This is a genomic window from Lacinutrix sp. MEBiC02404 (assembly GCF_053601575.1).
This window is the reverse complement of sequence record NZ_JBSHNV010000180.1, coordinates 37804-63456: the sequence shown is the minus strand read 5'-3', so window position 1 is coordinate 63456 and position 25653 is coordinate 37804. Positions and strand designations below refer to the sequence as shown.

Annotated in this window: 27 protein-coding genes; 10 read left to right on the top strand and 17 right to left on the bottom strand. The window is 32.1% G+C overall.

Translation table 11 applies throughout. From position 1 onward, the window contains the following. Nucleotides 1–49 precede the first annotated feature (49 nt). The 4 genes from ACVCXO_RS09540 to nirK form a co-directional block, all read right to left on the bottom strand. A complete protein-coding gene (locus ACVCXO_RS09540; protein ID WP_452229366.1) occupies nt 50–1309 on the bottom strand; it encodes an alginate export family protein in 1260 nt (419 codons plus the stop codon). Between the two features lie 50 nt (nt 1310–1359). After that, on the bottom strand, nt 1360–2076 hold the full coding sequence (locus tag ACVCXO_RS09535; protein ID WP_452229365.1) for an SCO family protein: 717 nt from the start codon (nt 2074–2076) through the stop codon (nt 1360–1362). A 161-nt stretch (nt 2077–2237) separates the two neighbouring features. Next, nucleotides 2238–3020 (bottom strand): formylglycine-generating enzyme family protein, encoded by a 783-nt coding sequence (locus ACVCXO_RS09530; protein ID WP_452229364.1) that lies wholly within the window; start codon nt 3018–3020, stop codon nt 2238–2240. Nucleotides 3021–3028: 8 nt separating this feature from the next. After that, nucleotides 3029–4471: a copper-containing nitrite reductase gene (gene nirK, locus ACVCXO_RS09525; protein WP_452229363.1), complete on the bottom strand. Its 1443-nt coding sequence runs from the start codon at nt 4469–4471 to the stop codon at nt 3029–3031. Nucleotides 4472–4686: 215 nt separating this feature from the next. On the opposite strand from nirK, the gene ACVCXO_RS09520 reads away from it, so the two are divergent. Continuing rightward, a complete protein-coding gene (locus tag ACVCXO_RS09520) occupies nt 4687–5508 on the top strand; it encodes a universal stress protein (protein WP_452229362.1) in 822 nt (273 codons plus the stop codon). Between the two features lie 10 nt (nt 5509–5518). On the opposite strand, the gene ACVCXO_RS09515 is transcribed toward ACVCXO_RS09520, so the two are convergent. The 11 genes from ACVCXO_RS09515 to hemN all read right to left on the bottom strand — a co-directional run bounded on the left by ACVCXO_RS09515 (nt 5519) and on the right by hemN (nt 15480). Beyond that, complete coding sequence (locus ACVCXO_RS09515; protein ID WP_452229361.1) at nt 5519–5971, bottom strand: hypothetical protein; 453 nt, start codon at nt 5969–5971, stop codon at nt 5519–5521. 30 nt (nt 5972–6001) lie between these two features. After that, the gene (locus ACVCXO_RS09510) at nt 6002–6784 is read right to left on the bottom strand and encodes an ABC transporter permease (protein ID WP_452229360.1); all 783 of its coding nucleotides are present in this window, start codon (nt 6782–6784) and stop codon (nt 6002–6004) included. After that, nucleotides 6777–7484: an ABC transporter ATP-binding protein gene (locus ACVCXO_RS09505; RefSeq protein WP_452229359.1), complete on the bottom strand. Its 708-nt coding sequence runs from the start codon at nt 7482–7484 to the stop codon at nt 6777–6779. Before ACVCXO_RS09505 ends, ACVCXO_RS09510 begins: the two co-directional genes overlap by 8 nt. Further along, nucleotides 7478–8713 (bottom strand): nitrous oxide reductase family maturation protein NosD, encoded by a 1236-nt coding sequence (locus ACVCXO_RS09500; protein WP_452229358.1) that lies wholly within the window; start codon nt 8711–8713, stop codon nt 7478–7480. Before ACVCXO_RS09500 ends, ACVCXO_RS09505 begins: the two co-directional genes overlap by 7 nt. A gap of 4 nt (nt 8714–8717) precedes the next feature. Continuing rightward, complete coding sequence (locus ACVCXO_RS09495; RefSeq protein ID WP_452229357.1) at nt 8718–9155, bottom strand: nitrous oxide reductase accessory protein NosL; 438 nt, start codon at nt 9153–9155, stop codon at nt 8718–8720. A gap of 29 nt (nt 9156–9184) precedes the next feature. Next, entirely contained in the window at nt 9185–9802 is a 618-nt protein-coding gene (locus tag ACVCXO_RS09490; protein WP_452229356.1) for a hypothetical protein, read from the bottom strand. Nucleotides 9803–9956: 154 nt separating this feature from the next. Further along, nucleotides 9957–11927 (bottom strand): Sec-dependent nitrous-oxide reductase, encoded by a 1971-nt coding sequence (gene nosZ / locus ACVCXO_RS09485; protein ID WP_452229355.1) that lies wholly within the window; start codon nt 11925–11927, stop codon nt 9957–9959. Between the two features lie 29 nt (nt 11928–11956). After that, the gene (locus ACVCXO_RS09480; RefSeq protein WP_452229354.1) at nt 11957–12517 is read right to left on the bottom strand and encodes a fasciclin domain-containing protein; all 561 of its coding nucleotides are present in this window, start codon (nt 12515–12517) and stop codon (nt 11957–11959) included. A gap of 10 nt (nt 12518–12527) precedes the next feature. Next, the gene (locus ACVCXO_RS09475) at nt 12528–13028 is read right to left on the bottom strand and encodes a c-type cytochrome (RefSeq protein WP_452229353.1); all 501 of its coding nucleotides are present in this window, start codon (nt 13026–13028) and stop codon (nt 12528–12530) included. A 242-nt stretch (nt 13029–13270) separates the two neighbouring features. Beyond that, nucleotides 13271–14104, bottom strand: coding sequence for a universal stress protein (locus ACVCXO_RS09470; protein ID WP_452229352.1), 834 nt, complete (start codon nt 14102–14104; stop codon nt 13271–13273). A gap of 11 nt (nt 14105–14115) precedes the next feature. Then, a complete protein-coding gene (gene hemN, locus ACVCXO_RS09465) occupies nt 14116–15480 on the bottom strand; it encodes an oxygen-independent coproporphyrinogen III oxidase (RefSeq protein WP_452229351.1) in 1365 nt (454 codons plus the stop codon). Between the two features lie 140 nt (nt 15481–15620). Between hemN and ACVCXO_RS09460 the strand changes: the two genes are divergently transcribed. From ACVCXO_RS09460 to ACVCXO_RS09425, 8 genes are all read left to right on the top strand, one after another. Further along, nucleotides 15621–16250: a YceI family protein gene (locus tag ACVCXO_RS09460; RefSeq protein ID WP_452229350.1), complete on the top strand. Its 630-nt coding sequence runs from the start codon at nt 15621–15623 to the stop codon at nt 16248–16250. Between the two features lie 83 nt (nt 16251–16333). Next, on the top strand, nt 16334–16888 hold the full coding sequence (locus ACVCXO_RS09455; protein WP_452229349.1) for a superoxide dismutase family protein: 555 nt from the start codon (nt 16334–16336) through the stop codon (nt 16886–16888). Nucleotides 16889–16978: 90 nt separating this feature from the next. After that, on the top strand, nt 16979–17509 hold the full coding sequence (locus ACVCXO_RS09450) for an RNA polymerase sigma factor (RefSeq protein ID WP_452229348.1): 531 nt from the start codon (nt 16979–16981) through the stop codon (nt 17507–17509). A 1-nt stretch (nt 17510) separates the two neighbouring features. Further along, the gene (locus ACVCXO_RS09445; protein WP_452229347.1) at nt 17511–18314 is read left to right on the top strand and encodes an anti-sigma factor; all 804 of its coding nucleotides are present in this window, start codon (nt 17511–17513) and stop codon (nt 18312–18314) included. A gap of 303 nt (nt 18315–18617) precedes the next feature. Beyond that, nucleotides 18618–19511, top strand: coding sequence for an alpha/beta fold hydrolase (locus ACVCXO_RS09440; protein WP_452229346.1), 894 nt, complete (start codon nt 18618–18620; stop codon nt 19509–19511). Further along, nucleotides 19498–19995, top strand: a complete 498-nt coding sequence (locus tag ACVCXO_RS09435) for an RNA polymerase sigma factor (protein ID WP_452229345.1) — start codon at nt 19498–19500, stop codon at nt 19993–19995. Before ACVCXO_RS09440 ends, ACVCXO_RS09435 begins: the two co-directional genes overlap by 14 nt. Beyond that, nucleotides 19988–20581, top strand: a complete 594-nt coding sequence (locus ACVCXO_RS09430; RefSeq protein WP_452229344.1) for a hypothetical protein — start codon at nt 19988–19990, stop codon at nt 20579–20581. The genes ACVCXO_RS09435 and ACVCXO_RS09430 overlap by 8 nt, the downstream gene beginning before the upstream one ends. 176 nt (nt 20582–20757) lie before the next feature. Further along, a complete protein-coding gene (locus tag ACVCXO_RS09425; RefSeq protein ID WP_452229343.1) occupies nt 20758–21411 on the top strand; it encodes a YdcF family protein in 654 nt (217 codons plus the stop codon). Between the two features lie 235 nt (nt 21412–21646). On the opposite strand, the gene ACVCXO_RS09420 is transcribed toward ACVCXO_RS09425, so the two are convergent. Beyond that, nucleotides 21647–22270 (bottom strand): LysE family translocator, encoded by a 624-nt coding sequence (locus ACVCXO_RS09420; protein ID WP_452229342.1) that lies wholly within the window; start codon nt 22268–22270, stop codon nt 21647–21649. A 107-nt stretch (nt 22271–22377) separates the two neighbouring features. On the opposite strand from ACVCXO_RS09420, the gene ACVCXO_RS09415 reads away from it, so the two are divergent. Further along, on the top strand, nt 22378–23265 hold the full coding sequence (locus ACVCXO_RS09415) for a LysR substrate-binding domain-containing protein (RefSeq protein WP_452229341.1): 888 nt from the start codon (nt 22378–22380) through the stop codon (nt 23263–23265). 137 nt (nt 23266–23402) lie between these two features. On the opposite strand, the gene ACVCXO_RS09410 is transcribed toward ACVCXO_RS09415, so the two are convergent. After that, on the bottom strand, nt 23403–25631 hold the full coding sequence (locus tag ACVCXO_RS09410) for a TonB-dependent receptor (protein ID WP_452229340.1): 2229 nt from the start codon (nt 25629–25631) through the stop codon (nt 23403–23405). Between the last annotated feature and the right edge of the window lie 22 nt (nt 25632–25653).

The following is a 25653-nucleotide window of genomic DNA, read 5'->3' as shown; positions in this document are numbered from 1 at the left end:
TCTAACAGCTCTTGAAGTTGCAGTTTGGTGATAAATCCAAAACCTTATTTTACTCTTTTTTAAACGTTGTTTTAAACAAACTAGGCTTAACTGTTATCATTAACCAAGCCCAATTATTTGCATTATCGCTATTTCCTCCTTTTAAAACTTCCATAGTTTCTGTTGCAAACATTTGTGAATATCCTGCTTGAAATTGAACATCTTTAGTCCATTTATAACCTAAAACCACATCGAGCTCTGTACCTAAAACAGCACTCATTTCTTTTCCAGAAGTATCCACAACAGTTGCTGCCGAGGAAAAAACATGTGGAATTAATTTTGCTGAAAATTTATTTTTTTGATACGCTATAGTTGCATTAACATCTAATAATCCTACAGAATTTATATGATTTCCAACATAAAAATAATCCATCAAACCATTAAATTTATGATTGGTACCAAACAAAGGGTTGAAAGATTTTATTTTGTTTTCTGTACTGTTACTATCGGTACCAGAAAGGTATTCTACTCCTAGACCAGTTTTAAATGCTTCACTAATGGTATAAAATACATTTCCAGCAACGTTATATGCATGCAAACTTGTGTTTGCAATTTTTCCGGTTTGAAAATACATAGAAGCATCTGCCTGTAACTTATTTTTAGTGTAGGTAAGATGGGTACCTATAGTTTGGTTATACGCTACTTTTTGTTCGTTATCTGCATCATAAGCTAAGCCGTTATTGAGAATTAAAAAGCTTAATCCAACCGCATCCCATTTCGTATGATACCAAGCATATTGAAACGCTTTGTAATTATCTACAGTATAATTCTCTTCAAACAAAGTTTCTGCATTTTCATTAAAAGCCAATCCAATATCCAATTGATTATTTTTATTTAGTTTATAGGTCGCAATAAATGCATCATGACTTCTTGCTTGTTGTGCCCAACCAACGTTTCCAAAGATTCTATGGTCATCATAAACAATTTCTTGACGACCAAATTTTAAAGAAAATTTAGGATCTAAATGTAGTATTGCCCAAGCTTCATGAATTGCAGTTCCATTGGTATCGGAAGTAGATAATGTAGAGACATCACCCCAAATTCTAACATTTTGTAACGCTAAATACATCTGTAATTTTTCGCTTTTATAACCAAAATTTAATCGTGTACGTTGCGATATAAATGTTGCTGCCTCTGCGTCATCTGCTGTTAAAGTTTTGTAGCCATGTCTATATTCAAAACGTGGTCTTAATACTGTTGAAATCTCAAATTCTTGCGCGTAAGAAGTCATTACAACTCCTAAACATAGGATTGTTAATATACTTTTCATTTTTAGTTCTGTTTTATTCCGGTAAGGTTTTTAAAATCTTGAAGGATATTTTATTGTGTAAGTTCTAGAATGGTAGCTACGGTATCTTTATTATCTACCCCTAAACCTTCTTGCTGGTGTATTAATTCGCCTTTGGTATTAAAGACGCTAATGATATTGGAGTGTGAAAAATCTATAGGTGAAATCTGCTTGTATTTCATAGCAAGTACATTAGCAAATTCGCGAACACCACTTTCGGTTCCCTGCAAAAAAGTCCATTGTTCATCATCCATAAGATTTTCAATAGCAAATGCTTTTAAACGTTCTGGTGTATCGGTTTCTGGGTCGATACTTATTAGTACAAAATTTAAATCTTTTAGGTTTTCTTTTGGGATTTCCGCTTCTATATTTCGCATATCTGCCACTAAACGAGGACAAGCAGCTTTACAAGAAGTATAAATCATGACCATCACTAAAGTTTTTCCTTTTAGATCTTTAAGCTGAATCTCCTTACCTTCTTCGGTATGCCATTTAGAAGTTAAATTGAAAATGGATGCTTCTGAAATTTCATTCGTTTCCAATACTTTTGAAGCTTTCTCTACGAGTTTCAAATCCATGTTACAAATAGGACAACTGCTAGCTTCACTATACGTTTTTTCGCCTTCGCATTGCATAGGACATTGGTAAACGGCTAATTCTTCCGAATTATTTTTAGAAGTTTTAGAATTGCAAGCCGTAAAAGCAATTACAATTACCAAAACAGAAAGAAATATTTTTAAGTGTTTCATTTTTTATTGATTTTTTAATACCAAATAAACTTCAAAATGATGAGTTAAATTCGTTTCTATTTCCTTTACATATCCATATAAAATAGAACCTTAACTAATGCTATGCTTATATTTTCTATCTCATCTAAAGAAAATACTATTCAAATTTACCATCCATAATTTTAAAATTCATTTGGTATATCTTTAACACATCTAAACCCTAAATTCTTCATAGAGTATTTGGCTTTTAAGCTTCCGCGAATAGCATAGCGCATAAAAGCAGCATAGTTCATTAAGTCTGTAGCATTGACTGCAGCACTTCCGCAGAACAAATTATTGTCTTTATCCACGTCTTTTCTAGATTCTCCAGAAATTAAAACCGAATTAAAATCGAGCGTCCATTCCCAAACCAAACCATGTAAATCATGAACTCCCCAAAAGTTTTCAGGATGGAGTCCTATAGTATTTTCATTAGTTCTTGGAGCTTCATACCAAGCAAGAATTTCGGCATTATATTCGGGTTTAACCCTTGCATCTTTTGTGGTTTTATCTGCCATTGCAACATATTCCCATTCATCTATCGTTGGTAAGCGTTTTCCTTGGCATTCGCAATAATCTTTAGCTGCAAACCAAGACACATAAGTAACTGGACTGTTCGGTTTTTCGGTGTTTTTAAGGGCTAAATCCGATTTCCAATTTACTAAATATCCTTTATCTGCGAATAAACTAATGACTTTCGATTTTTGCCATTTCGGATTTTTTTTCACAAAATCTACATATTGGGAATTGGTTACTGGATACACATCTATTTCAAAATCTTTAACAGCAACTACAGTAGAATCTCTTCCGTATAGCGGTAAATACCGACTACCTTTAATAGAAACCATGCCTTCAGACTGTGCATAAAGCATCGTTTGAAACACTAACAAAACAAACAAAATTCTAAAGGCTTGGCTTTTTATCATTTTAAAAATTATTTACTTTTTTTAACTTTTTCTACCATTTCTTTAGTGACCACTTTTTTAGAATTTCCCCAACTGTTATACACGTATGTCATCACATTTGCAATTTCATCTGTAGATAACATTTGTCTAGTCATTACACTGTTATATTTTTCACCGTTCACTGTAATTTCGCCAGTTTTTCCACGTAAAACAATTCCGATAGCACGATTTACGTCCGCATTTAAATAATCGGAATTTGCTAAAGGAGGAAATGCATTTGGAATACCTTGTCCTTCTGCCTGGTGACAAGCAAAACAAGTTTGCATGTATGCATTTTTACCAAATTCCATTTGCTCTTCAAAAGATTTAGCTGGAATTTCTGATGCTACAACTTCGTCTGTAGTTGGCATACTTTGAATTCCAGGACCTTCTGGTAAATAAATATCATCTCTAATTTCACCAGAATATATTTTCTTATTTTCTTCACCTTCCACTTTAAGCATTCCTAAAGCACCTTTATTAAATGCTCTAAATATAGAGTGATCGACTAAAATAAAAGTTCCAGGTACATCGACACGAAATTCTACCATTGCAGCACCACCAGCAGGAATCATAGTCGTTTGTACATTTTTATTAATTAAATCACCACCTTCCACATGTACTCTGTCGAAAATTTCACCAATAACATGAAAAGAAGATACTAGACCTGGTCCTCCATTACCAACAAATAACCTTACTGTTTCTCCTACTTTTGCAGTAAGCGCATTATCTCCTGTAAGCGCACCAACTTTACCATTAAACACTACATAGTCGGCTTTTTCATCTACCGCTTTTTGCATATCAAAAGGTTGTAATCCACGTTCTCCATTTGCACCTTTAGTATAGAAATCTCCTTGCATAATGTAGTATTCTTTATCTACTGGAGGCAAACCACCTTCTGGCTCTACTAAAATTAATCCATACATTCCGTTAGCAATATGCATTCCTACTGGAGCAGTTGCACAATGATAAACGTACAATCCTGGATTTAAGGTTTTAAAAGAAAATACTTTTTCATGTCCGGGAGCTACAAAAGAAGATTCTGCGCCACCACCAGGACCAGTAACTGCATGCATATCAATATTATGTGGCAATTTGTTATCTGGGTGATTTTGTAAGTGGAATTCTACCTCATCTCCTACTCTGGTTCTTATAAAGCTTCCTGGTACCGTTCCGCCAAAAGTCCAATACATATATTCTACGCCATCTGTCATTTCACCTACTTTTTCAAGGATTTCCATTTTAACGATAAGCTTTTTTGCTTTACGTCTTCCAACTGGAGTTGGCACATTAGGTGGCGAAGTTAATTCTGCCAGCATTTCTCGGTTTACAGGAATATCTTCTGCGTTTGCATATTCTGTTTCTTTCTTATTAAAGCAACTAAACATGGTTAGTGCTAGAAGAAGTGTTATTAATTTCAGTGTAGTTTTCATATTAGTTAGTTATTAATTATTTCACGAAATTAAAGCTAAGAATAATTTAAAAACATGACAAATATCACAATTCTAATAAATAAGATAAAATTGTCTTATTTAATTTTTATTACTTACATTCACAATAAAATTTGCAAGGTTTATGTGACAAAGCTGATTTAAATCATATTTCTTTTTATACTTTTAAAATACCTTTAAGAAATAATCTAAACATTATGAAAAACATATTATTACTTTCCGATTTTTCTACTAATTCAGAAAATGCAATACAGTATGCGATGCAATTTTTTAAAAATGAAAAATGCACTTTTCATGTTATGCATATACATAAAATAGGAAGTTTTACATCGGATGATTTGATGAACTCTCCAAAAGAAAGTATTTATGAGTCTATTACAAAAGAACCTAAAGAAAAACTAACCGCTCTTGTTGAAGAATTGAAAAATACATATACCCATGTAAATTACAGTTTTGAAACACATTTAGATTTTGATGTTTTTGCAGATGCAATTAAACAGTTAGTTAAAATTAAAAACATAGATTATATTGTTATGGGAACCAATGGAGCTTCAGGAGCTAAAGAGTTTCTATTTGGTAGCAATACCGAAAATGTAATTAGAAAAATAAATTGCAAAACGCTAATTATTCCTGAAGATTATTCTTTTACACCAATTAAAGAATTATTATTACCATTAGATCCTCAAGATACTATAGATGGAAAACAGTTTTCTAACGTATTGGATTTTATAGAAACTTACCAATTACACCTTCATGTTTTAAGAGTGAATCCAAATAAAGAAAATCCTGAAATAGAACAAGAAGATATATCTAATTTAGCGCTTTTGGATTGCACGTATCATGCGGTAAATGATGTACCTATGGATTTTGCTTTATCTAGTTATATGCAAACAAACACGATAGATTTTTTATGTTTATTTGTTAAAAACGAAGGGTTTTTAGAGCATTTCTTTTCTAAAGCGAACACGAAAGTTAATATCTCAGAAATAAGTAAGCCAATACTTGTTCTACATCCTTAGTCGGAGTTCATTACAATTTAAAATAAGCAAAGTACTCTTTAATTAAATCTTCTAATTTCGTTAAATAAGCTTCTCCTTCTGTGTTGTTTTTAGCATCTTTTAAGTTAGAAATCTCATCTAACATAGGAACTAAAACCACATGCAATTGATCATGAGGTTCACCAACCATATTACAATTTTTAATAATATAACTGGTTTGCTTGGCAAGCTTTTTCCCTAAAGCATTGTAGTCTTTACTATTCTCCTCTTTAAATGTTTTGATAATGGCGTTCATTTTTTCCACACCACCTTGTGTTTCGGGGTTTACAAGCCATTTTTTACCACGATTCATTTTAAGTTGCAAAGTGTCTAGCAATGCAACTTCTTCCGTTTCTGAAATGCTCTTTTCTACTTTTTTAGTTTCTGGTTTACAACCAAAAGTTACAACCAAAAGAAGTAGCATTAAAGTATATTTTGTTTTCATACGTTTTTATATTTAATGTAAATTATGAATTTAAAAGTCTTTCCTCTTCGATTTATATACGATTCTAAAAACGGGTAAAATCACCCAAACAGTTAACATTACGAAAGATACAATAAGTCCGAAACTTGTACCGAAAAATTGTTTAAAAACGGCTCCTGTATATCCCAATAATGCCGAGATATCTAATTTTAATAAGATTAGCGTTCTGGATAAATCGATAGGATTAAGCATGGTACCAAGCAAAGATAGTTTGTCTAGCGGATAATCTTCAAACATAATTAATGTCATTAAAAACAGTCCGTCATAAATTACCGCAAGAAACAGCCAAAGTAAGATGGCGTACCCAAAACCTTTGATTTTGTTTTCATTGGAAAGTGCAATATTAAAAGCTAATGCGGTAAAAATTAAGGTTAAAAATGTTCCTGTAATGAGCAACAATGAAAAATCCCAAATCGCACTACTTTCAAACAAACCATAAAAAACAAACGGAATTCCTAAACCTAGAATTAAACTCATAGAAAGCGATAATGCAACGCCTAAATATTGTCCTAAAAATATGGAAGATCGTTTTATAGGCTGCGCTAAAAGCAACTCTGTAAACTCTTGGGAATTATAATAATACATGACGCCAAAAATGGTTCCAATTAAAGGTACTAAAACGATAATAACATTCATTAAAGTAATTACTGCTTTGGATAAGTCGTTGTTTAAAAATAGTAACACAACACCAAGCAATAAATAGAATGCAAAATAGACGTAACTCCAACGACTACGCATTAAATCGAAAAAACTATATTTTAATATTTTAAGCATGATTATCTGTTAATATAGACGCAATGGCATGTTCAAAATCTTGCTGATTGGTCTTGGTTTTTAATTCGGAAATAGGTCCTTTAAAGTAAATTTTCCCTTCTAAGATAAATACAATTTCATCGGATATTTCTTCCACAAAACTCATGATATGCGAAGTAATAAGTATTGTTTTCCCTTTTGCCTTTTCCGATTGAATTAAATCTTTTAAACGAATCAATGAAATAGGATCTAAACCTGTTGTTGGTTCATCTAAAATGATTAATGGACTATTAAACATAAAAGCTAAAACCAGGTTTACTTTTTGTTTTGTTCCTCCAGAAAGGTTTCCTAATTTTTTATCTAAAAAAGGTTCTAACCGAAACAATGCTATTAAACGTTGATCTTCGTCTGTAGGTTTACGCAAATCTTTAATCATTTTAATTAATTCCTTCACCTTTAAATTACTCGGAAAGTTGGCTATTTGTGGTAAATAATCAATTTTATGTCTGTAATCCGAATTCTTTTTAATGTTTTCTCCTAAGACTGTAATTTCACCTTTATCTGGAATTACCATTCCTAAAACGGCTTTAATTAAAGTTGTTTTTCCGGAACCATTTGGACCAAGAACTGCAAAAATCCCGCCTTCATTAATCGTTAAGTCCAAACCACTTAACACTTGGTTTTTTCCGAACTTTTTATGTAAATTTTGAATGGTTACCATGTAATTTTTTTAATTTGTGGATTGTTATCAAGTAAATCATCTGGAGTAAAAACAGGCGACACTTTTTCAGAAAAATCAATAATATCTATAAACATACTACGCAATAAAATAATGGTTTCTGGCGTACGATTTACGATGTACGAAAACAGTTTAACAGGTCGAAAAGGGATATCTCCTACACCATTTTTATCGAGATCATAACCGGTATAATTGCTCCAATAGTTTTTATCAAAAATATTATCATTTACATTACTATTATATGCAATATCGAAAGAGTTATAGAGAAAATTATTTTGGGTAAACGTATTGGTATAGCAAGCACCTTTTACCTTAATTGCCCAACCATTATTCTTGAAATTATTGTGTTTATATACAATTCGGTTAGAACCTTCTATATTAATACCAATGGTATTATCTTCAAAAGTATTCCCTGTAATTTCGGCATCATTAATTTCTTTAAGTAGCATACCATACGATGCTGTTCCCCAATTTTCTTTAAAAAGGTTGTTATACATTTTTATACGTTTAGAAAACATTACAGCAACTCCAGCGCCATTATTTTCGAAAGTATTATCCTGATAAACATCATCATTAGAAAACATAAAATGCAATCCGTAACGCACATTTAAAGTGCTTACATTATTTTTAATAGTACAAAAATCCGAAAATTCTAAATAAATTCCATCCCGAACATGTTGCACAAAATTATGTTCAATTTGTACATTTTTACTATACCACAATTGTATACCGTTTCCGGAATTGTATTCTTCCACAGCATCCCCAATTATCTTATTATGATAGACTTTGCCATCTCTTGATTTTTCGATATAAATTCCGAAGAAAAGCTTTTCTAATACCAAATTCTGAATCACAAAATTCTTGCTATTCTTTACTCGAATAGCAGCATAATCTTCGGTATAACTGGTACCAACATTAATAATGAATAAACCGTCCACGGTTACATTATCGGAAACAATGGTGATAATTTCACCTTTTAGCTCCCCATCAATTATAGGATAATTTTCGCCTATAATAGTTAGCGGCTTATCGACTATAATAGTATGCTCTTTGTAAGTTCCTTTTTTAACAAGTATGGTATCGAAATCCTTAGCTTGACTTATAGCTTCTTTTAAACTGGAAACAGGACATGTTTTACAAACGGCAATAGTTTGCGCAATGGAGGTATTATTAATTAAGATAATTATAAGAAAAAGAAAAATATTTTTCATAACACTATTCTTTAAGATGGACCAGTAGCGCTTCCCAAGAATATAATTCGCCTCCTTTTTCAGATTGAACTTTTTCTGCATCTTCTTTATTTTTAAAAGCGGAGAGAAAAGCTCCCATTGGACTTGGAATATTCTTACTTATTAAAAAGGTTGCTTGTGTTGCATCTATTAGTGTTTCGGGTTCTGTGAAGTTATTCGTTAAATAAAGTTTAATTTGTGAAGTATCAAAATCTTCCATAAAATGCACCATACACTCGGAAGCATCAAATTTATAAACTTTACCTTTTTTAGTAACAATTTCTGCTGCGTGAATTTTATCTACTATAGTCATTTTACAAAACTGACAACCATCACTACCATATTCTATGGCTTTTGGTGATACATTACAGCTTATAAAAATTAAAAGTAATACAAGTACAGAATAGTGTTTTAGTGTTTTCATTTTTTTAGTGTTTTGAAAATGTAAAATTACTATTTTGTTTTCTTTATACTCATTTTTCGGCCTAACCAAAAAGCGACAAGTGTTAAAGACATTCCTATAAACATTAAGTATCCTCCAGTATGTGGTAAAGAAGTAACATCAAAGTTTAATAGTTTTTTAAAACCAATTAATGGTGGTTTATACGACATTGGTGTACCGTCTGGATTGGTTACTTTTATAATTGCGTGCGGATCTAAATTTCCTCCATAATCTACTAACCAATTATTAAAATCGTACATCCCTAAAATACCAAGTACGGACATAAATAGAAACCAGCCTAAAAAATATTTATAGCTAACTTTCTCAAAATAACCTAACAGACCAATAACAACACCTAACATAGCCATGCCAAATATCACCTTTGGAAACATAGAGAATTCCCACATTTCGTCTGCTTTTGGGATGGTTTTCATTCCGATATAGTGATTTAATCCATCTATATTTTGTAAATCAAATTCAGATACGCCTTTAATACCATCAATATAAATATTCATTCCTAAAGGATCTGGATATTGAGGTGCTCCAAGCATAATGTTCCATAACGGAAATTTAAAAAGCCCTAATAACAGTAATGAACCAATAATCATTATAATGCTAGCCTTTTTCATGGTATTTAAAATTTAATGTTATTCAATTACGTGAAGTTTCTGTAGTAACAGATTGTAGTGTTTTAGAAAGAAAGGCGAGAGCGAAATAAACAACTCTCGCCTTTATTAGAGAAATAAACACTAAAACAAAACTTCTCTAATTATTTTTAATTAATTATTCAATATCTTCTCCAAGAGACCACTTGATTGGTGTGTCTGAATTTGCAGCAGATACTCTAATATATCCTTGCATTTCCTGGTGTAAAGCAGAACAGAAATCGGTACAGTAAAATGGCCATACACCAACTTGTTTTGGTTCCCAAACAGATGTTTTTGTTTGCCCTGGCATTACTAGTAATTCTGAATTGTTTTGACCTATTACCGCAAATCCATGAGGTACATCAAAATCTTGTTCTAAATTAGTCACGTGAAAGTATACTTTGTCTCCTACTTTTACACCTTCAATATTATCTGGTGAGAAATGACTTCTAATCGTTGTCATGTAAATATGCACGTCTTTACCTTCTCTAACCACCTTAGTATCATCATCTGATTTAGCTGCATAAGGATGCTTATTATCTGCTAACTTATAGATTTTTTGAGATTGCTCTTTAATGATACTTGCTTCCATTGCTGCAGCATAATGTGGTTCTCCATGTGTTGGGAAATCTAAAAGTAATTCCATTTTATCTCCAGAAATATCATACAATTGCGCAGAATGCTCCATTTCTGGACCTGTTGGCAAGTATCTATCTTTGGTAATCTTATTCATTGCAAACATGTATTTACCTTGTGGTTTTCCAGAATTTCCTCCAGGAATAGTTAAGTGACCCACAGAGTAATATGTAGGTTTTCTATCTATAACTTCCCAAGTACCTAATTTCCATTTTACAACTTCAGAAGAAATAAAGAATGTAGTATACGCATTTCCTTTACCATCAAACTCTGTGTGTAATGGTCCTAATCCTGGTTGCTCTACAACTCCTGCTAAAACATCTTCGAAGTTTAAAATTGGAATTCCGTACGCTTCCCCTGCAAATTTTTTGTTTTCAATAGCATCTAACATTTTTGTAAAGGAATGCACCGTTAAATTAGCCGATAATTTACCATTACCTACAATATATTCTCCAGAAGGATCTACATCACAGCCATGCGGTGATTTTGGTGTTGGTATAAAAAAGACAGCACCAGGTACCTCTAATGGATTAACCACACGTACTTCTTTTTTCATAGTAGAAGTTGCGGTATGTGTATCTTCGTCATATAAATTGTGTGCATAATTAGCAGGCATCATTGTTCCTCCTCCATTATTTACATATTCTTCAATTTTTTTCCAGTTTATTGCTGCTATAAAATCTTTATCATTTTGTGAAGCATTAACCTCTAAAAGCGTGCTAGCTTCTTCTGTATTATAGGTAGTAAAGAAGAACCATCCATGTGATTTTCCACGTCCAGGATGTGATAAATCATAGTTAAATCCTGGCATCAATACTTGAAATTTTATATCCATATGTCCTTCTACAGGATCTACAGAGATAAAAGATAACGCCCCTTTAAAGTTCCCTTTATATTCTTTAATAGGCATATCTCGTTGCGGAATTGGCACTGAAAAACGTGTTCCTGCAACGACATACTCTGTGTTTTCAGTAACAAAAGAAGAACTGTGATTACCTGCACTATTTGGTACCTCAATAATTTCTTCGGTTTCAAATGTGGTAAGACTAAGTCTTGCAATACGTGGTGTATTGTTTTCATTTATAAATAGCCAACGACCATCTAACTCTCCCTTAGATTGCGAAATATCTGGATGATGCGCATCTCCCCAAGGGATAAATCCATGTGAAGTGTTTAACATAGGTTTCGTTTCTTCTGAATACCCATAACCAGAGGTTGGAAATTGAGAAAACACAGGAATTTCTTTAAACATTCTACCAGAAGGCAAGCCGTAAACCGTTACGTTACCGCTGTAACCTCCAGATAAAAAGGCGTAATGCGAATCGTACTCTCCCGGAGCAACATATACTCGTTCGGCAACATTACTCGCTAATGCACCAGATTTAGAACCTGATTTGTTGCCGTTATTACAACTTGTAAACCCTAAAAGGATAACGAGCATTGCAATACTTGATGTTATTATATTTTTCATTTTTTATTATTCTTTAGTTCGTATTTTAATTATTCTGTTGGAGGTAATAAAACTTTGTCTATTACATGTACAATTCCATTTCCTGCAGGTATGCTTGCCAATATTTTAGCTCCTCCAATCATTGGTTCACCGTCTATAACTTCTACTTTTACATACCCATTATTAGCTTGTCCTAATTTTTTAAATTTCTTTAAAAAGTCTTTAGAGTAGTTTCCAGGAGTTACATGATACTTTAAGATATTAGCTAAAGCATCTTTATTTTCTGGTTTTAGCAAATTTTCAACGGTACCTTCTGGTAGAGCGGCAAAGGCTTCGTTAGTTGGTGCAAATACCATTAGTGGTCCTGCATTTACTAATACGTTTTCTAACTGTGCTGCTTGCACCGCTGCAACTAAAGTAGTGTGATCTTTAGAGCCCATTGCAATACTTAGAACAGTGGTACCTACATCTCCCTCAATAAAGGCTTGACCTGATTTTTGTGTTGTGGCTTCCGTCTTTACTTGTGTAGGTGTATTTTCATTATTGTCTTTGCAAGCACTTACTAAAGCCATCGTTGCAAAAACAAGAAACAAGTTTTTAATTGTTTTCATAATGGAATTATTATAAGGTTCTAAAATATTCTAATACTGCTCTAGCATCTTCTTCTGTAAGGTGTTGGTTTGCCATTGGCGCTCCATTAAATTCTATTAATAATTCTTTAGCTAAAGGATCTTTTTGAGTCATTTCTTCTGGGTTTAAAATCATATTCATTACCCATTCTGGAGTTCGTCTTTCTAAAATACCTGTTGGTGCTGGACCAATAAATTTTTTATCTGCTCTATGGCAAGCGGTACACATTTTTTTGTACACATCTGCGCCATGTGTAGCCATTTTTTGATCTACTTCTGCACCAAGCGTAACAGAAGTAATTGGACCAACACCTTTATTAGATAAATCTATTTTTTTAGATGCAGGAACTTTTTCTGCTTTAGGAGCTGTCGCTTTTTCTGTTGTTGCTTTCTTTTGATAAGAGAATCCTTCTTTTTTCTTTTCTTCTTTGCCTCCACAACTTATTAGAAGTGTTACAAATAATACCATCAATACTTTTAGTGTTGTTTTCATCTGTTTTAGTTAATTGTTTATTTTAATACTTCAAAAATACGTCCTAAAATTATGTTAAAATATGACATTTATCATATTTCGGATAAAAATGTCTTAATTGAAATTTAGTCCTCAAAAAAGCCAAACAATGTTTGGCTTTTTACTCACTTTAAAAATTTATTTAACTAACTTAAGACCTCTTTTTAAAGTGAAAAATCAATATTTTTTTTTATAGAATCAGCGTTTCCTCTAATTATTTATAATTAAATTTTAAATGTCATCACTGGTAATGTAGAGTGGTTTGCAATGTCTTCAGAAATACTACCTTCAAAAAAATGTGCTAAACCAGTTCTTCCATGCGTTGCAACAGCAACTAGATCTGCACCTATAATATTAGAGTAATTTAAAACCCCTTTTTCAATAGAATAATCATTTACATAAGCCACCTCTTTCATTTTATCTAGATTGCCTTCTGCAGCTTTTAAAAAGTCGGCCACACGTTTTTCTATTTCTGTAGAACTTCTAAATCTATTATCTGGAAGGTTTACATATACCAAATGCATTTTAGCATCTAATGCTTCGAACATTCTACTTGCATTTAAATATGGTTTTATTGCTTCTTCAGAAAAATCGGAAGCAAAAATCACGTTTTCAAAATCTGTTAAAATAGGATTCTCCTTTATAACTAAAACCGGAATATTAGAGTGTCTTACTACTTTTTCGGTATTAGAACCAACAAGTACTTCTTTTAATCCACTTGCACCATGAGAACCCATTATGATTAAATCTACACCCTGTTCTTTAGCTACCTCACTAACCTCACTAAACACTTTAAAATGTTTTACTAATGGCGTTACCTTAATATCTTTTAAATAGGCTTTATCTAAAAATTCTTGAAACCTTTTTTCTGCAAGTTTTAAATAGAAAACGGTTTCTTCTTGTTGCATATTTTCTGCATTAGAAATAACTGCGTTAGAAAGTTCTAACATGTGTAATGCTACAATTTCTGCATTATATTTTTTAGCTAAAACAGCTGCGGTTTCTAATGCATATTCTGAATGCTCAGAAAAATCTATTGGTACAATAATTTTTTTCATGATATTTTGTTTTAAATGGTCATTGAAAATAGTTGTGCTTCGGGCTTATTACGTTGTAAAAGCAAATCGAAAGCCATACAAATATTTCGAACAAAGGGTTTTCCTTTTTCTGTTATTATTATTTTATTGGAAAAGATTTCAACTAGTGCATCTTGTTCCATTTCTTTTAATTTTATTAATGTATCTGGTAATTCTGAAAAATAATTTTCTGTTGCTGACCAAGAAGTTTCCAATTGGCACATGAGATTTAAAATATGATTTCTAATAATTAAATCTTCTTCGTTTAAAATATGACCACGATATATTGGGATGATATCTTCCTCTATTAAATGGTAATATTCTTCTAATCCTTTTACATTTTGCGCAAAACCATACCAACTATCACTTATGGACGAAACTCCAAGTCCTATCATAACCTGCGTTTTAGAAGCACTATATCCCATAAAATTTCTATGCAACTCTTTATTGGTTGTAGCTTGATATAGAGCATCTGTTTGTAATGCAAAATGGTCCATTCCAATTTCTACATAATCTGCTTCAAACAACATTTTCTTCCCTAATTCGTATTGGTTTCTTTTACTTTCAGGAGTTGGTAAATCGCTGTCTTTATAACCACGTTGTCCATTTCCTTTAATCCAAGGTACATGTGCATAACTATAAAAGGCAATTCTGTCTGGCTTTAATAACTTGGTTTTATTAATGGTTTCTTCTACATGTGCTTCGGTTTGAAAAGGCAATCCGAAAATAATATCATGACTTATCGAAGTATAGCCAATCTCTCTCGCCGCTACTGTAACACGTTTTACGTTTTCAAAAGGCTGTATTCTATGAATTGCTTTCTGAACGGTTTCATTATAATCTTGCACACCAAAACTTACACGTTTAAATCCTAAATTAAAAAGTGTTTGTAAATGCGCTTTAGTGGTATTGTTTGGATGCCCTTCAAAACTAAATTCATAATTTTCAGCACGTGTGGCTTTTCTTAAAAGACCTTTAATTAAACGCTCTAAATTTTGTGGTGTAAAAAAAGTTGGTGTTCCTCCACCTAAATGTAATTCCTTAATATTTGGTTTCGTTTGTAAAAGATTACAATACAAATCCCATTCTTTTAAAACTGCAGTGATATATGGAGACTCTACTTCATGTCTTTTAGTAATTCGTTTATTACAACCGCAAAAGGTACATAAACTTTCACAAAATGGTAAATGAATGTATAAACTAACACCTTCTGCATCATTACTTTCTTGAAAAGATTGTATTAACGATGTCTTCCATTTTTTTAAGGAAAAGGTTTCGTTATTCCAATAAGGAACAGTAGGATAACTCGTGTAACGAGGTCCTGCAACATTATATTTATTAACTAGTCCGTTTACCATACCCCAAAACTACATAGGTTAAATCATAAAAAATATGACATATATCATATTAATAAAAATGGATAGCATTAAGATGTTCGGTTGTGCTTGCATGAACGCTTTTATCTACTTAACTTTACGGAAACATTTAAAAATTAATCATGAAAATCACAAAACCTTTAACAATATTAGCAGTTAGTTTATTATTATTTACTTCCTGTAAAGAAGAAAAAAAAGAAACAGAGACTCCAGTTATAACAACTACGGAAGCAACTAGTTCTTTTATTATAAAACCGGAAGCAACTTCTGTAAAATGGACGGCATTTAAAACAACAGACAAAGTACCAGTTGGTGGAGAGTTTGCAACGCTAAATTTTAAAAACAAATCTGGAGCTACGCCGGAAGAAGCTTTAAACAATTTAGAGTTTACCATTCCTGTAAGTAGTTTATTTACTAAAGACGACACTAGAGACGCTAAATTAAAAGCCTCTTTCTTTGGCGCTATGTTAGATCCTGATTTAATAAAAGGAACCATAACCAATACGAATGGTAATTATATCGCTTCTATAACTATGAATGGTGTTACTGCAGATTTACCTTTAGATTACAGCATTAGCGATGAAAGACGTGTAACAATGAAAGCTACCATGGATCTTAAAAACTGGAATGCTTTAAGTGCTTTAGAAACATTAAATAAAGTTTGTTTGGATTTACATAAAGGAGCAGATGGCGTAAGTAAGACTTGGGAAGATGTAGAAATAGTAATCACTACCTATTTACGCGATAAATAAACAACTAAAACCCTTCCGTTTTATAATTTGTTTTTCCCTAAATATATTTTAACTTTAGTACTTAATCTAAAACCTGTATAATAATGAAAAGAAGTAGCATTTTTATTTTAGCTTTAAGTATGCTTTTTGCAATTGGTTGTAAAAAGGAAGTAAAACAAGAAACAGGAACGACCAAAGCGATGACCGCTAAAAAAGTGAAGATGAAACTGGAACCAAAAAGCGATAGTAAGGTGAAGGGTGATATTGCTTTTACGGAAGAAGACGGAAAAATTAGAATGGTTGCTATTATTGAAGGAATGGATCCAGGAACAACACACGCCATGCATATTCATGAAAAAGCAGATTGCTCTGCTGCAGATGGGACTTCCTCTGGAGGACATTGGAACCCAACAGCACAACCGCATGGAAAATGGGGAGATACTGCTGGATACCACAAAGGAGATATAGGCAATTTAACTGCGGAAGAAAATGGTAGAGCATATCTAGAGTTTTCTACAGACGAATGGTGTCTAGGTTGTGGAGATCCAAATAAAGATATTTTAGGAAAAGCTATTATTGTTCATGCTGGAGCAGATGATTATGGTCAACCAACAGGAAATGCTGGTGGACGCATAAGTTGCGGAGGTATTATTGAATAAGAATCCTACATTTATAAAAATAAAAAAGCACCGTTTGGTGCTTTTTTTATTACTTATTAATTTACTACATTACACAACTAATAATACTATATGCATTTAGACCTACTGGTTACTAAATTTCAAGACAAGGACGAAAAAGCCTTTGAAACACTTTACAATATGTATAGTGATAGTATGCATGGTGTTATCTATAATATTGTTAGAGATCATGACATTGCACAAGAAGTTATGCAAGATGTTTTTATAAAAGCATGGAATAACGCAAGTACGTACTCTTCAAAAAAAGGTCGGTTTTTTACTTGGATTCTAAACATAGCACGCAATGCGGCGATAGATCAAACACGTTCTAAAAACTTCAAAAAGGCAAAACAAAACCTTAACTCCGATTTTTTCGTAGATATCATTGAAAGCAACGAAAGCTTAGATAATCAAACAGATGCTATTGGCATTAAAGGATTTGTATCTAAATTAGCTGCAAAATGTAAAGAAGTAATTGAACTGTTATATTTTAAAGGATATACACAAAAAGAAGCTTCCGAAACATTAGAAATGCCAATTGGTACAATAAAAACAAGAAATAGAAAATGCATAAGCGAATTACGTAATATGCTAGAAGTTTAATATGGATATAAAGGAATACATAGCATCTGGAATTTTGGAACTTTACGTTGCAGGTACGCTTTCTGAAGAAGAAAGTAAGGAGGTCTATAGACTTACTTTAAAACATCCTGAAGTTCTTGACGAGGTTTTAAAAATTGAAGCAGCAATAATTAAACTTACAGCAGCAGCTTCGCCAAGTGATAGTAAATTACTCTATCCTTCTATTAAAGAAAAAATAACAACAGATACCACAAAAGTAATACCTCTAGATACAAAACCTAACAAACAATGGTTTACGTACGTAAGTTGGGCAGCTTCTATTGTATTTGCTGCAGGTTTTTTATATTTCGCTAATCAAAACAACCAGCTTAAAGAACAAATACGTGTTGCTGATATAGATAAAGAATTACTGGAAGTACAAATAGAAACAGGAAATTCTAGTTTAACCGAAGCTAAAAAGCTTATTTCGGTATTAAGAGATAAAGATATTATACCAGTTGCACTTGCAGGACAAGCGGTTTATCCGGAAGCATACGCAAAAGTATATTGGGATAAAAAGAGTAATAGTATTGTATTAGATGCGCAAGGTTTACCAGAACCTCCAAAAGGAAAGGTATACCAAGTATGGTCTTTAAAGTTAAACCCTTTAACACCCACAAGTTTAGGTATAATAGCTGATTTTTCTACAGACGAAAACAAACTATTTACTATAGAAAATGCTAATGCGTCTGAAGCATTTGGTATTACATTAGAGCCTGAAGGAGGAAGTGAATCTCCTACTCTAGAGCAACTTTACACACTTGGTGCTGTTGCTTCTACACCTTAAAAAATAATATTATTTAAAACAATTCTTTCTACAGATAGAACCTTAAAACGGTAATATCTGTAGAAATTCTTATGCGAAAATATTGTGTTTATTGGTAATGCAACACGGTGATTTGATAAATTAAGGACTCGAATAGGATTGCATATTTCAGTTCTATAAACAGGTCAAAATCACTATATAACCTGCGTTTTTCCTATTAAAGAATTTCCTTCCTAAAATAAATCCAAAAAAAATAATTTTAAAGTGTAACAAATACTGTTTTTTTTATCCAAGAGGTATAAACCAATTAAAAACAATAGTATTATGAAACATTGCATTAGAATTACCACCTTATTTTTATTCGCTATTATAATAAGCACCACCAATAGCTTCGGAATAAACAAAGAAATCAAACCGCTTAAAAACACAGAACCAAACCCTATTAGTATAGAAACTATTGGACAAGGAAAACCTATTTTATTTCTTCCTGGTTTTGCAACTCCGGGTTCTATATGGAAAGAAACTGCCATCAATTTAAATATAGATAGAAAATCTCACTTCTTCTCTTATGCAGGTTTTAATGGTAACAACCCCATAGAAATGCCTTGGTATGCTTCTATCAAGAAAGCAATACTAAAATATATAACCGACAATAATATGCAAGACGTTCTTATTATTGGTCACAGTATGGGTGGAAATCTAGCCGTAGATATTGCTGCGGAATTACCTAATATTATTTCAAAAATTATAATTGTAGAAGCATTACCTTGTATGCGAGAAGTGATGATGCCTCATGTACCTGCTGAAAGTCTATTTTATGAAACCCCTTACAATACACAAATGCTGGAAATGGACCAACAGCAATTTAAAAATATAGCAGTTATGATGGCTTCCAACATGACACTAAAAGAAGATAAAAAAGAGGTAATAACCAATTGGATGGTAGAAGCCGACCGAAAAACTTGGGTTTATGGATATACCGATTTACTAAAACTAGATTTAAGAAATGTATTACATAAAGTGACATGTGAAACACTAATATTAGGCGCATCGTTTCCAGATGTAAACATAGCAAAAGAAAACTATGAAAAACAATACACCAACTTACCTAACAAAACAATACTAATGGCTACCAACAGTAAGCATTTTTTAATGTTTGATCAACCAGAATGGCTTTATAAAACAATAAATGATTTTTTAGTGCATGAAAATAAATAAGAACGAAAATTTTGAAACCATATATCGTGAGCAACACCCAATGGTTTTACAAATGTGCTTGGGTTTTGTTAAAGGCGATAAAGATGCTGCGAATGATTTATCCCAAGAAATTTTTATTAGCGTATGGAGTAACTTAGACAAATTTAGAGGCGCATCTTCCTATAAAACTTGGATTTACAGAATAACAGTAAACACATGTTTACAGTATGTAAAAAAAGATAAAAAAGTAAGAATACTTACGCCCTTAGAAATAGAAAACCAAACGTCTATTACGAATTCCGATACCACGGAAAAAGATAATATATCGCAGCTATACCAAGCCATTGGACAATTAAAAAAAATAGATCGTCTAATAATTATGATGGTTTTAGAAAACCAAGATTATGATAGTATATCTGAAGTTATAGGAATTAACCCCATAAACGTTAGAGTAAAAATACACAGAATAAAAAAACGTCTTGAAAAAATAATGAAAAATGAATAACGATTTTAAAAACTTACAAAGTAAGTGGGAAGACAGCAAAAAAAGCATGGAACCTGCCGCTATAAACTTAGAGAACTTATATAAAAAAATAAAGCGTAAAGAAAAAGAGAACTACTTTTTCTATTATGGTACTATTAGTATTTTGCTAATTACACTAATTGTCATTTCCTTATTCTTTATTTATGTAGCTCCTGTAGAAGAAGTATTAAGTAAAATTGGAGCAGGGTTAATGATTTTAGGTTTAGTCTTTAGAATAGGTATTGAAGTACTTAGTATTCATAAAGCTAGACAAATAAATGTGTTAGATGACACCTTAAAAACGGCAGAGAACTCGATACATTTTCATCAATTTAGAAAGACCATTCATCAAGTTATTGCACCAATAATAATTGTTTTATACACCATTGGTTTTTTTATGATTACACCTGAATTTAGTGCTTATATGGAACTATGGAATATTATACTAATTGATATCTCCTATGTCGTTATTGGAATAATTCTTTTTATCGTGATTAAAAAAGGAGTCAACAAAGAAATGCAAAAACTAAGCGATATTGTGCAATTAAAAAATGAAATAACGGAATAAGCATTAAGAATAAACTACTAACATCGTTACATATTAATTGCTAAAACACAGAGTTTTCACAACACAAAACACAATTAAAACGCTAATAATCAACACTTAAATGCACCATGAAATAAGATTAACCTATCTTGTTAGGTAGAAAACATGAAATTATAGAAATCAACAACACTTAATACATGATAATTACGCCAATTCCGCCAGATTTGTATGCATACGCAGCACCTGATGCTGCGCATGAGGGTAATACTAAAATTAATATTACCACCCAAAATGCAGCGGTTAGTTTAGCAATTCAAAATGAAATCGAGCATATTAAAAAATTAAAATATCAGATCATCATTGTTCCTGGTTTTACACCCAGAGATATAACCAATCCACAAGGCGTTAATAAGAAAGAAATGAAACGATTGGAACGCGCTATAAAAGCCATGCGAAAATTCAATATACCTGTAATTATGGTTTCTGGAGGTAATGTTCGGCCGCCAAAAACACCAAAAAATGAGGCTTTTGGTATGAAACAGGCATTATTACAAAAATTCAACCTCAACGAAAGTCAGATAGCCATGGATCCATACGCTAGAACTTCGGTAACCAATATGAGAAATTGTGGCAGGTTTATGATTAAACATAATCTGGTAAGAGCGTTAATTGTAACCTCTTTTGGTCAGAACTTTTATTTTGGAGCGCAAGCAATAACCACCTATCAATCTGCAAGTAAAAAAACCTTAGGTTATAAGGTTGGAAAGTTTCGTTTTTTATCGCTTTACAGAACGAGCTTTATTCCAAGTATGGATGTATTGAGAAGAGATGATAATTCATTAGATCCATAAAAAAACATTCTTTTATTTGAAATTCATATGATTCTGCTTGAAAGTTATAATAAGACTTTCGTCGGAAATATAAGAAACTTCGCATCGAACTAAAACGATCATTATTTATGTACAAATCCTTATAAATCAGATTTTAGAAGAAACAATACTCCCTTATTAAATTTCTATTTCTTTGGTACCTTGGTATCAAACTCTGAAAAATTCTTCCTTTTTAAGGAAACGCTTAGACTATACCTTAGGAAAGCGCAATTTTTATTCCGAGTAAAATAAAGGCTAAACCGCTTAATTTATTTATCCAAATACCAGTGGTTGGATTGTTTTTAATTTTTTCAGAAAAAACACTTGCGAATAAACTTAAGCCTATATACCAAATAACACCAATGATAGCAAAGGTAAAACCCAACAAAATAAATGGAATAGGGTTTTCTATTTGATTCGGATTAATGAATTGAGGAAAAAAAGCCACAAAGAATAATGCAACTTTGGGATTTAATGAGTTTGTTAAAAATCCGGACCAAAAATCATTTTTCGAACTTTGCTGCTTCTTTATTTGGGTATCTACGGTTAAAAACGCTTCCTTTTTTATCAGTTTAAAAAAACCTAAATAAATTAAGTAAGCAGCGCCTACAAATTGAATTAATGAAAATGCGAATGCAGATTTAGCGATCAAAACAGACAATCCCAATGCTGCAAAAAAAGTATGCGTCAAAACACCTGTATTAATACCTAGCGTAGCATAAATACCAGATTTCTTACCTTGACTAATAGACTTATTTAGTATAAACAGCGTATCTATTCCTGGTGTCATAATAAAAAATAAAGCTGTTATTGCAAAAGTGATAAAATTTTCAATTCCCATAATCTGTTTTTTTATTTCGTAATTAAAACAACAAGACAAAGAAATAATTTTGACACCTTTAATAAAATACATATTTTCAACCAACTAATGCAAAAAACGCATTAATCATGACGATTCAACAAATAAAGTATTTTCTAGCGCTTGCTAATGAGCTTCACTTCTGGAAAACTTCGGAAAAGATATTTATTTCCCAATCTACATTAAGCAGGCAAATTAAATCGCTAGAAGACGAACTAGGAATACAACTTTTTGAAAGAGATAAAAGAAATGTAAAACTCACGGATGCTGGAAAATTTCTACAAGAAAACTGGACAAATGCCATAAACAATTTAGATCAGATACAAGAACAGGCAAAAAAAATTGACCAAGGAACTTCTGGTTTTGTTTCCATATCGTATCCTGGTTCTATTGCATTTAGTTTTTTACCAAAATTCCTGAGTGTTTTAAACACCAATCTTCCGGATTTAAAATTAGAGCTGACAGAACCAACAGATGAAAATCACGAAAAATTATTGTTAGATTATAAAACAGATATTGCCTTTAATAGAGATGAAATAAAAAACGCGAATATTGAATCTTTAAAGTTATACGCCGAACCTATTTGCTTGGTTGTACCAAATAATCATTGGTTAAACAACGAACCGATACAAGACCTTAGTGAGTTAAAGAACGAAAAATTCATTATATCTGGTTTGCATCAAGCTACTTTTTTCGCCTCCCTTTTAAGGAACTTATTTAACAAGCATGATTTTGAGCCCAAAACAGTTATTGAATCTGATTTTGGCGGCATGATTTTAAATCTGGTATCTAAAGAACTAGGAATTTCTATTCTTCCATATTCCTTTAAATTTGCCAACACACACAACGTGAAATTTATTGAACTTAATGAAGAAATAAATTTATACATCAACTGGCGAAAAAAAGAACCAAACAAAACAATAAAGCGATTAATTGATTATGCCAAGAATATTGAAATAGAAACTAGTAAAGTATAAAAATAAAGAAAACGCTAGTTTATTTCTAAACATAGCGTTTCCTAACCAACAAAAAACTTCTTTAAAAACTCCCTTAAAATTTTTCTAGATTATATAGCATATATCGTTACTTGTTGGCATATAATATATTCATCTTATTAGAAGGTATAACTAATACTTCCTTTTATAAAAAACGGTGTACCAGGTGTAAAGTGAATTTCTTCAACAGACTGTGCTTCGTTTTGTAATCTAGATTCTGTTGCAAATTGTGTTTCATTCCAATCTAGGTCAAACATATTTTCTATAACCATACCAAGAGTTACGTTATTAAAGGTATAGTTAACATTAAAATCGGTTACAAAATAACCTTCAGCAACTATAGAATCATCTTCATTTGCCGGTCTATCATCTATAAATCGGTATCTAATTCCGCCTGAAAAACCATTTAAATCTTGAACAGACAATCCTCCTGCCATGGTGAAATCTGGTGCTAACGGAATATAATTTGCTCCATCTGGCTCTTCTACACTCCTTGCATGTGTAAGTGTTGCATCGGTATCGAAATACAGCCAATCATTAAATTGATAGCGCAATCCTAAATCCAATCCGTAACGTTCACTTTCTCCACTTGGCTCTACAATTCCTGCATCTCCAACATATACAAATTCTTGTTCTGAAAATAAATACCATAAGGCAGAGTTCACTACTAACTTTGAAAATGGCTTCCAGATATTTCCAACATCTACTCCGTACGCTCGTGGTAAAATTTCTTTTCCATTTTCTGCTACTACTACTCTAGTATCGTTGGAATGAAATCCAATTCCCGACTTTACAAACAGTTGTAAATTGTCTTTTGCATCATAGAAAAAATTTAGTTTCGGACTAAGGATTGTTTTTGATTCGGATAGTGTGCCTTGCGTAGGCTGTAATTTATCATTATACATAAACTTAAAATAGTCTAAACGTAACGCTGGAGCGATTGTAAGCTTCCCTAATTCTACCTCAGCAGAAACAAAAGCGTCTAAATTGGTTTGGTTAATATCTCCTAACTGCACAGGCTTTATAACGGTTGTTTTGTTTAGTGTTTTTGTTAATTCGGTATCGTTTGCAATATCGTGTCTTAAACCTAATCCGTAGACTAATTTTAATGGAGCATTACCTACAACTAAATCTTTAGTAATCTCTGTGTTTACGCCAAAAATGTGTCTGTTTTCTTTTTGTTTTATCTGATCTCCATGTATTGGATCTTCTAAAAAGAATGTAAAATTAGAATATAATTCAAAAGCATAATGCGAATAAAACGCATTGGTTTTAAGTTTTGTATTCTCTGAAATATATTTGTTATATACCACATTAAAGTTTGTACGTTCTGTGTTACCACCTTCGGTATCGTCAATGGCTCCAAAACGAGAAATGTTTCCATTATCTACTTCTCTTTGCGGTATTTGCCCAGAAGCATCCCAACGACTTGTAAAATGCGAAGCCGTTAAAGAAAGCTTATTATTGTCTGGTGTGTACATTACATATTTACCAAAAAGATTTAATCGGTTAAAGTTTTGAGGCGACTCAAAAGGTCCGTCTGTTGCAATATATTCTGCCGCTATGTATGCATTTTGATTTTGCTTATCTTCTAACAAGTTGAACATAGCCAACGTTTTTAAAGAATTAAATTGTCCTGCAGAAACTTTAATAGTGCTTTCTTTTAAATAATCTTTAGTTGAAAAATCTACATATCCCGCAGTATTAAAATCACCTTGTTTTCCATAATAAGGTCCTTTTCCAAAATCTATTTTATTTATGGTTTCTGGAATCACAAAGTGTAAATCACTATATCCTTGACCATGCGCATGAGAAACCATATTTACTGGCATACCATCTACACCTATGGAAATATCTGTTCCGTGATCTATATCAAAACCTCTTAGAAAAAGTTGCTCTGCCTTTCCTCCTCCTGCATGCTGACCAATAATTAATCCTGGTACTTTTCTTAATATCTCTTGTGATGAATTTACTGGTGTAATTGCTAAATCTATTTTTGTAATCGTATTCACAGCATCTAACTGTTCGGTTAGAACAAGCTCATCTAGCATCAATGTTTTACTTTCTAAAGTAATTTCCAATCCTTTATAAAGATGACTTTTAGCAACAATTATAGTTTGCTTTTTAAAACCAAGTAATCCTATATTTAAGGTATCCCCAACGGTATTATTTTCTAAAATAAAAATCCCGTTTGTTAAGGTATGTGCGTGTGTATTTGCATTGGTATTAAACACATACACATTTTCTAAAGGCTGTATAAAATTATCTGTTATTTTCCCTTTAATATTTTGTGCAAATATTGTAGAAACGGAACAAAATAAGATGATCGCTAGTATTATATTTTTCATATTTAAATTTTAAAATAAGCGA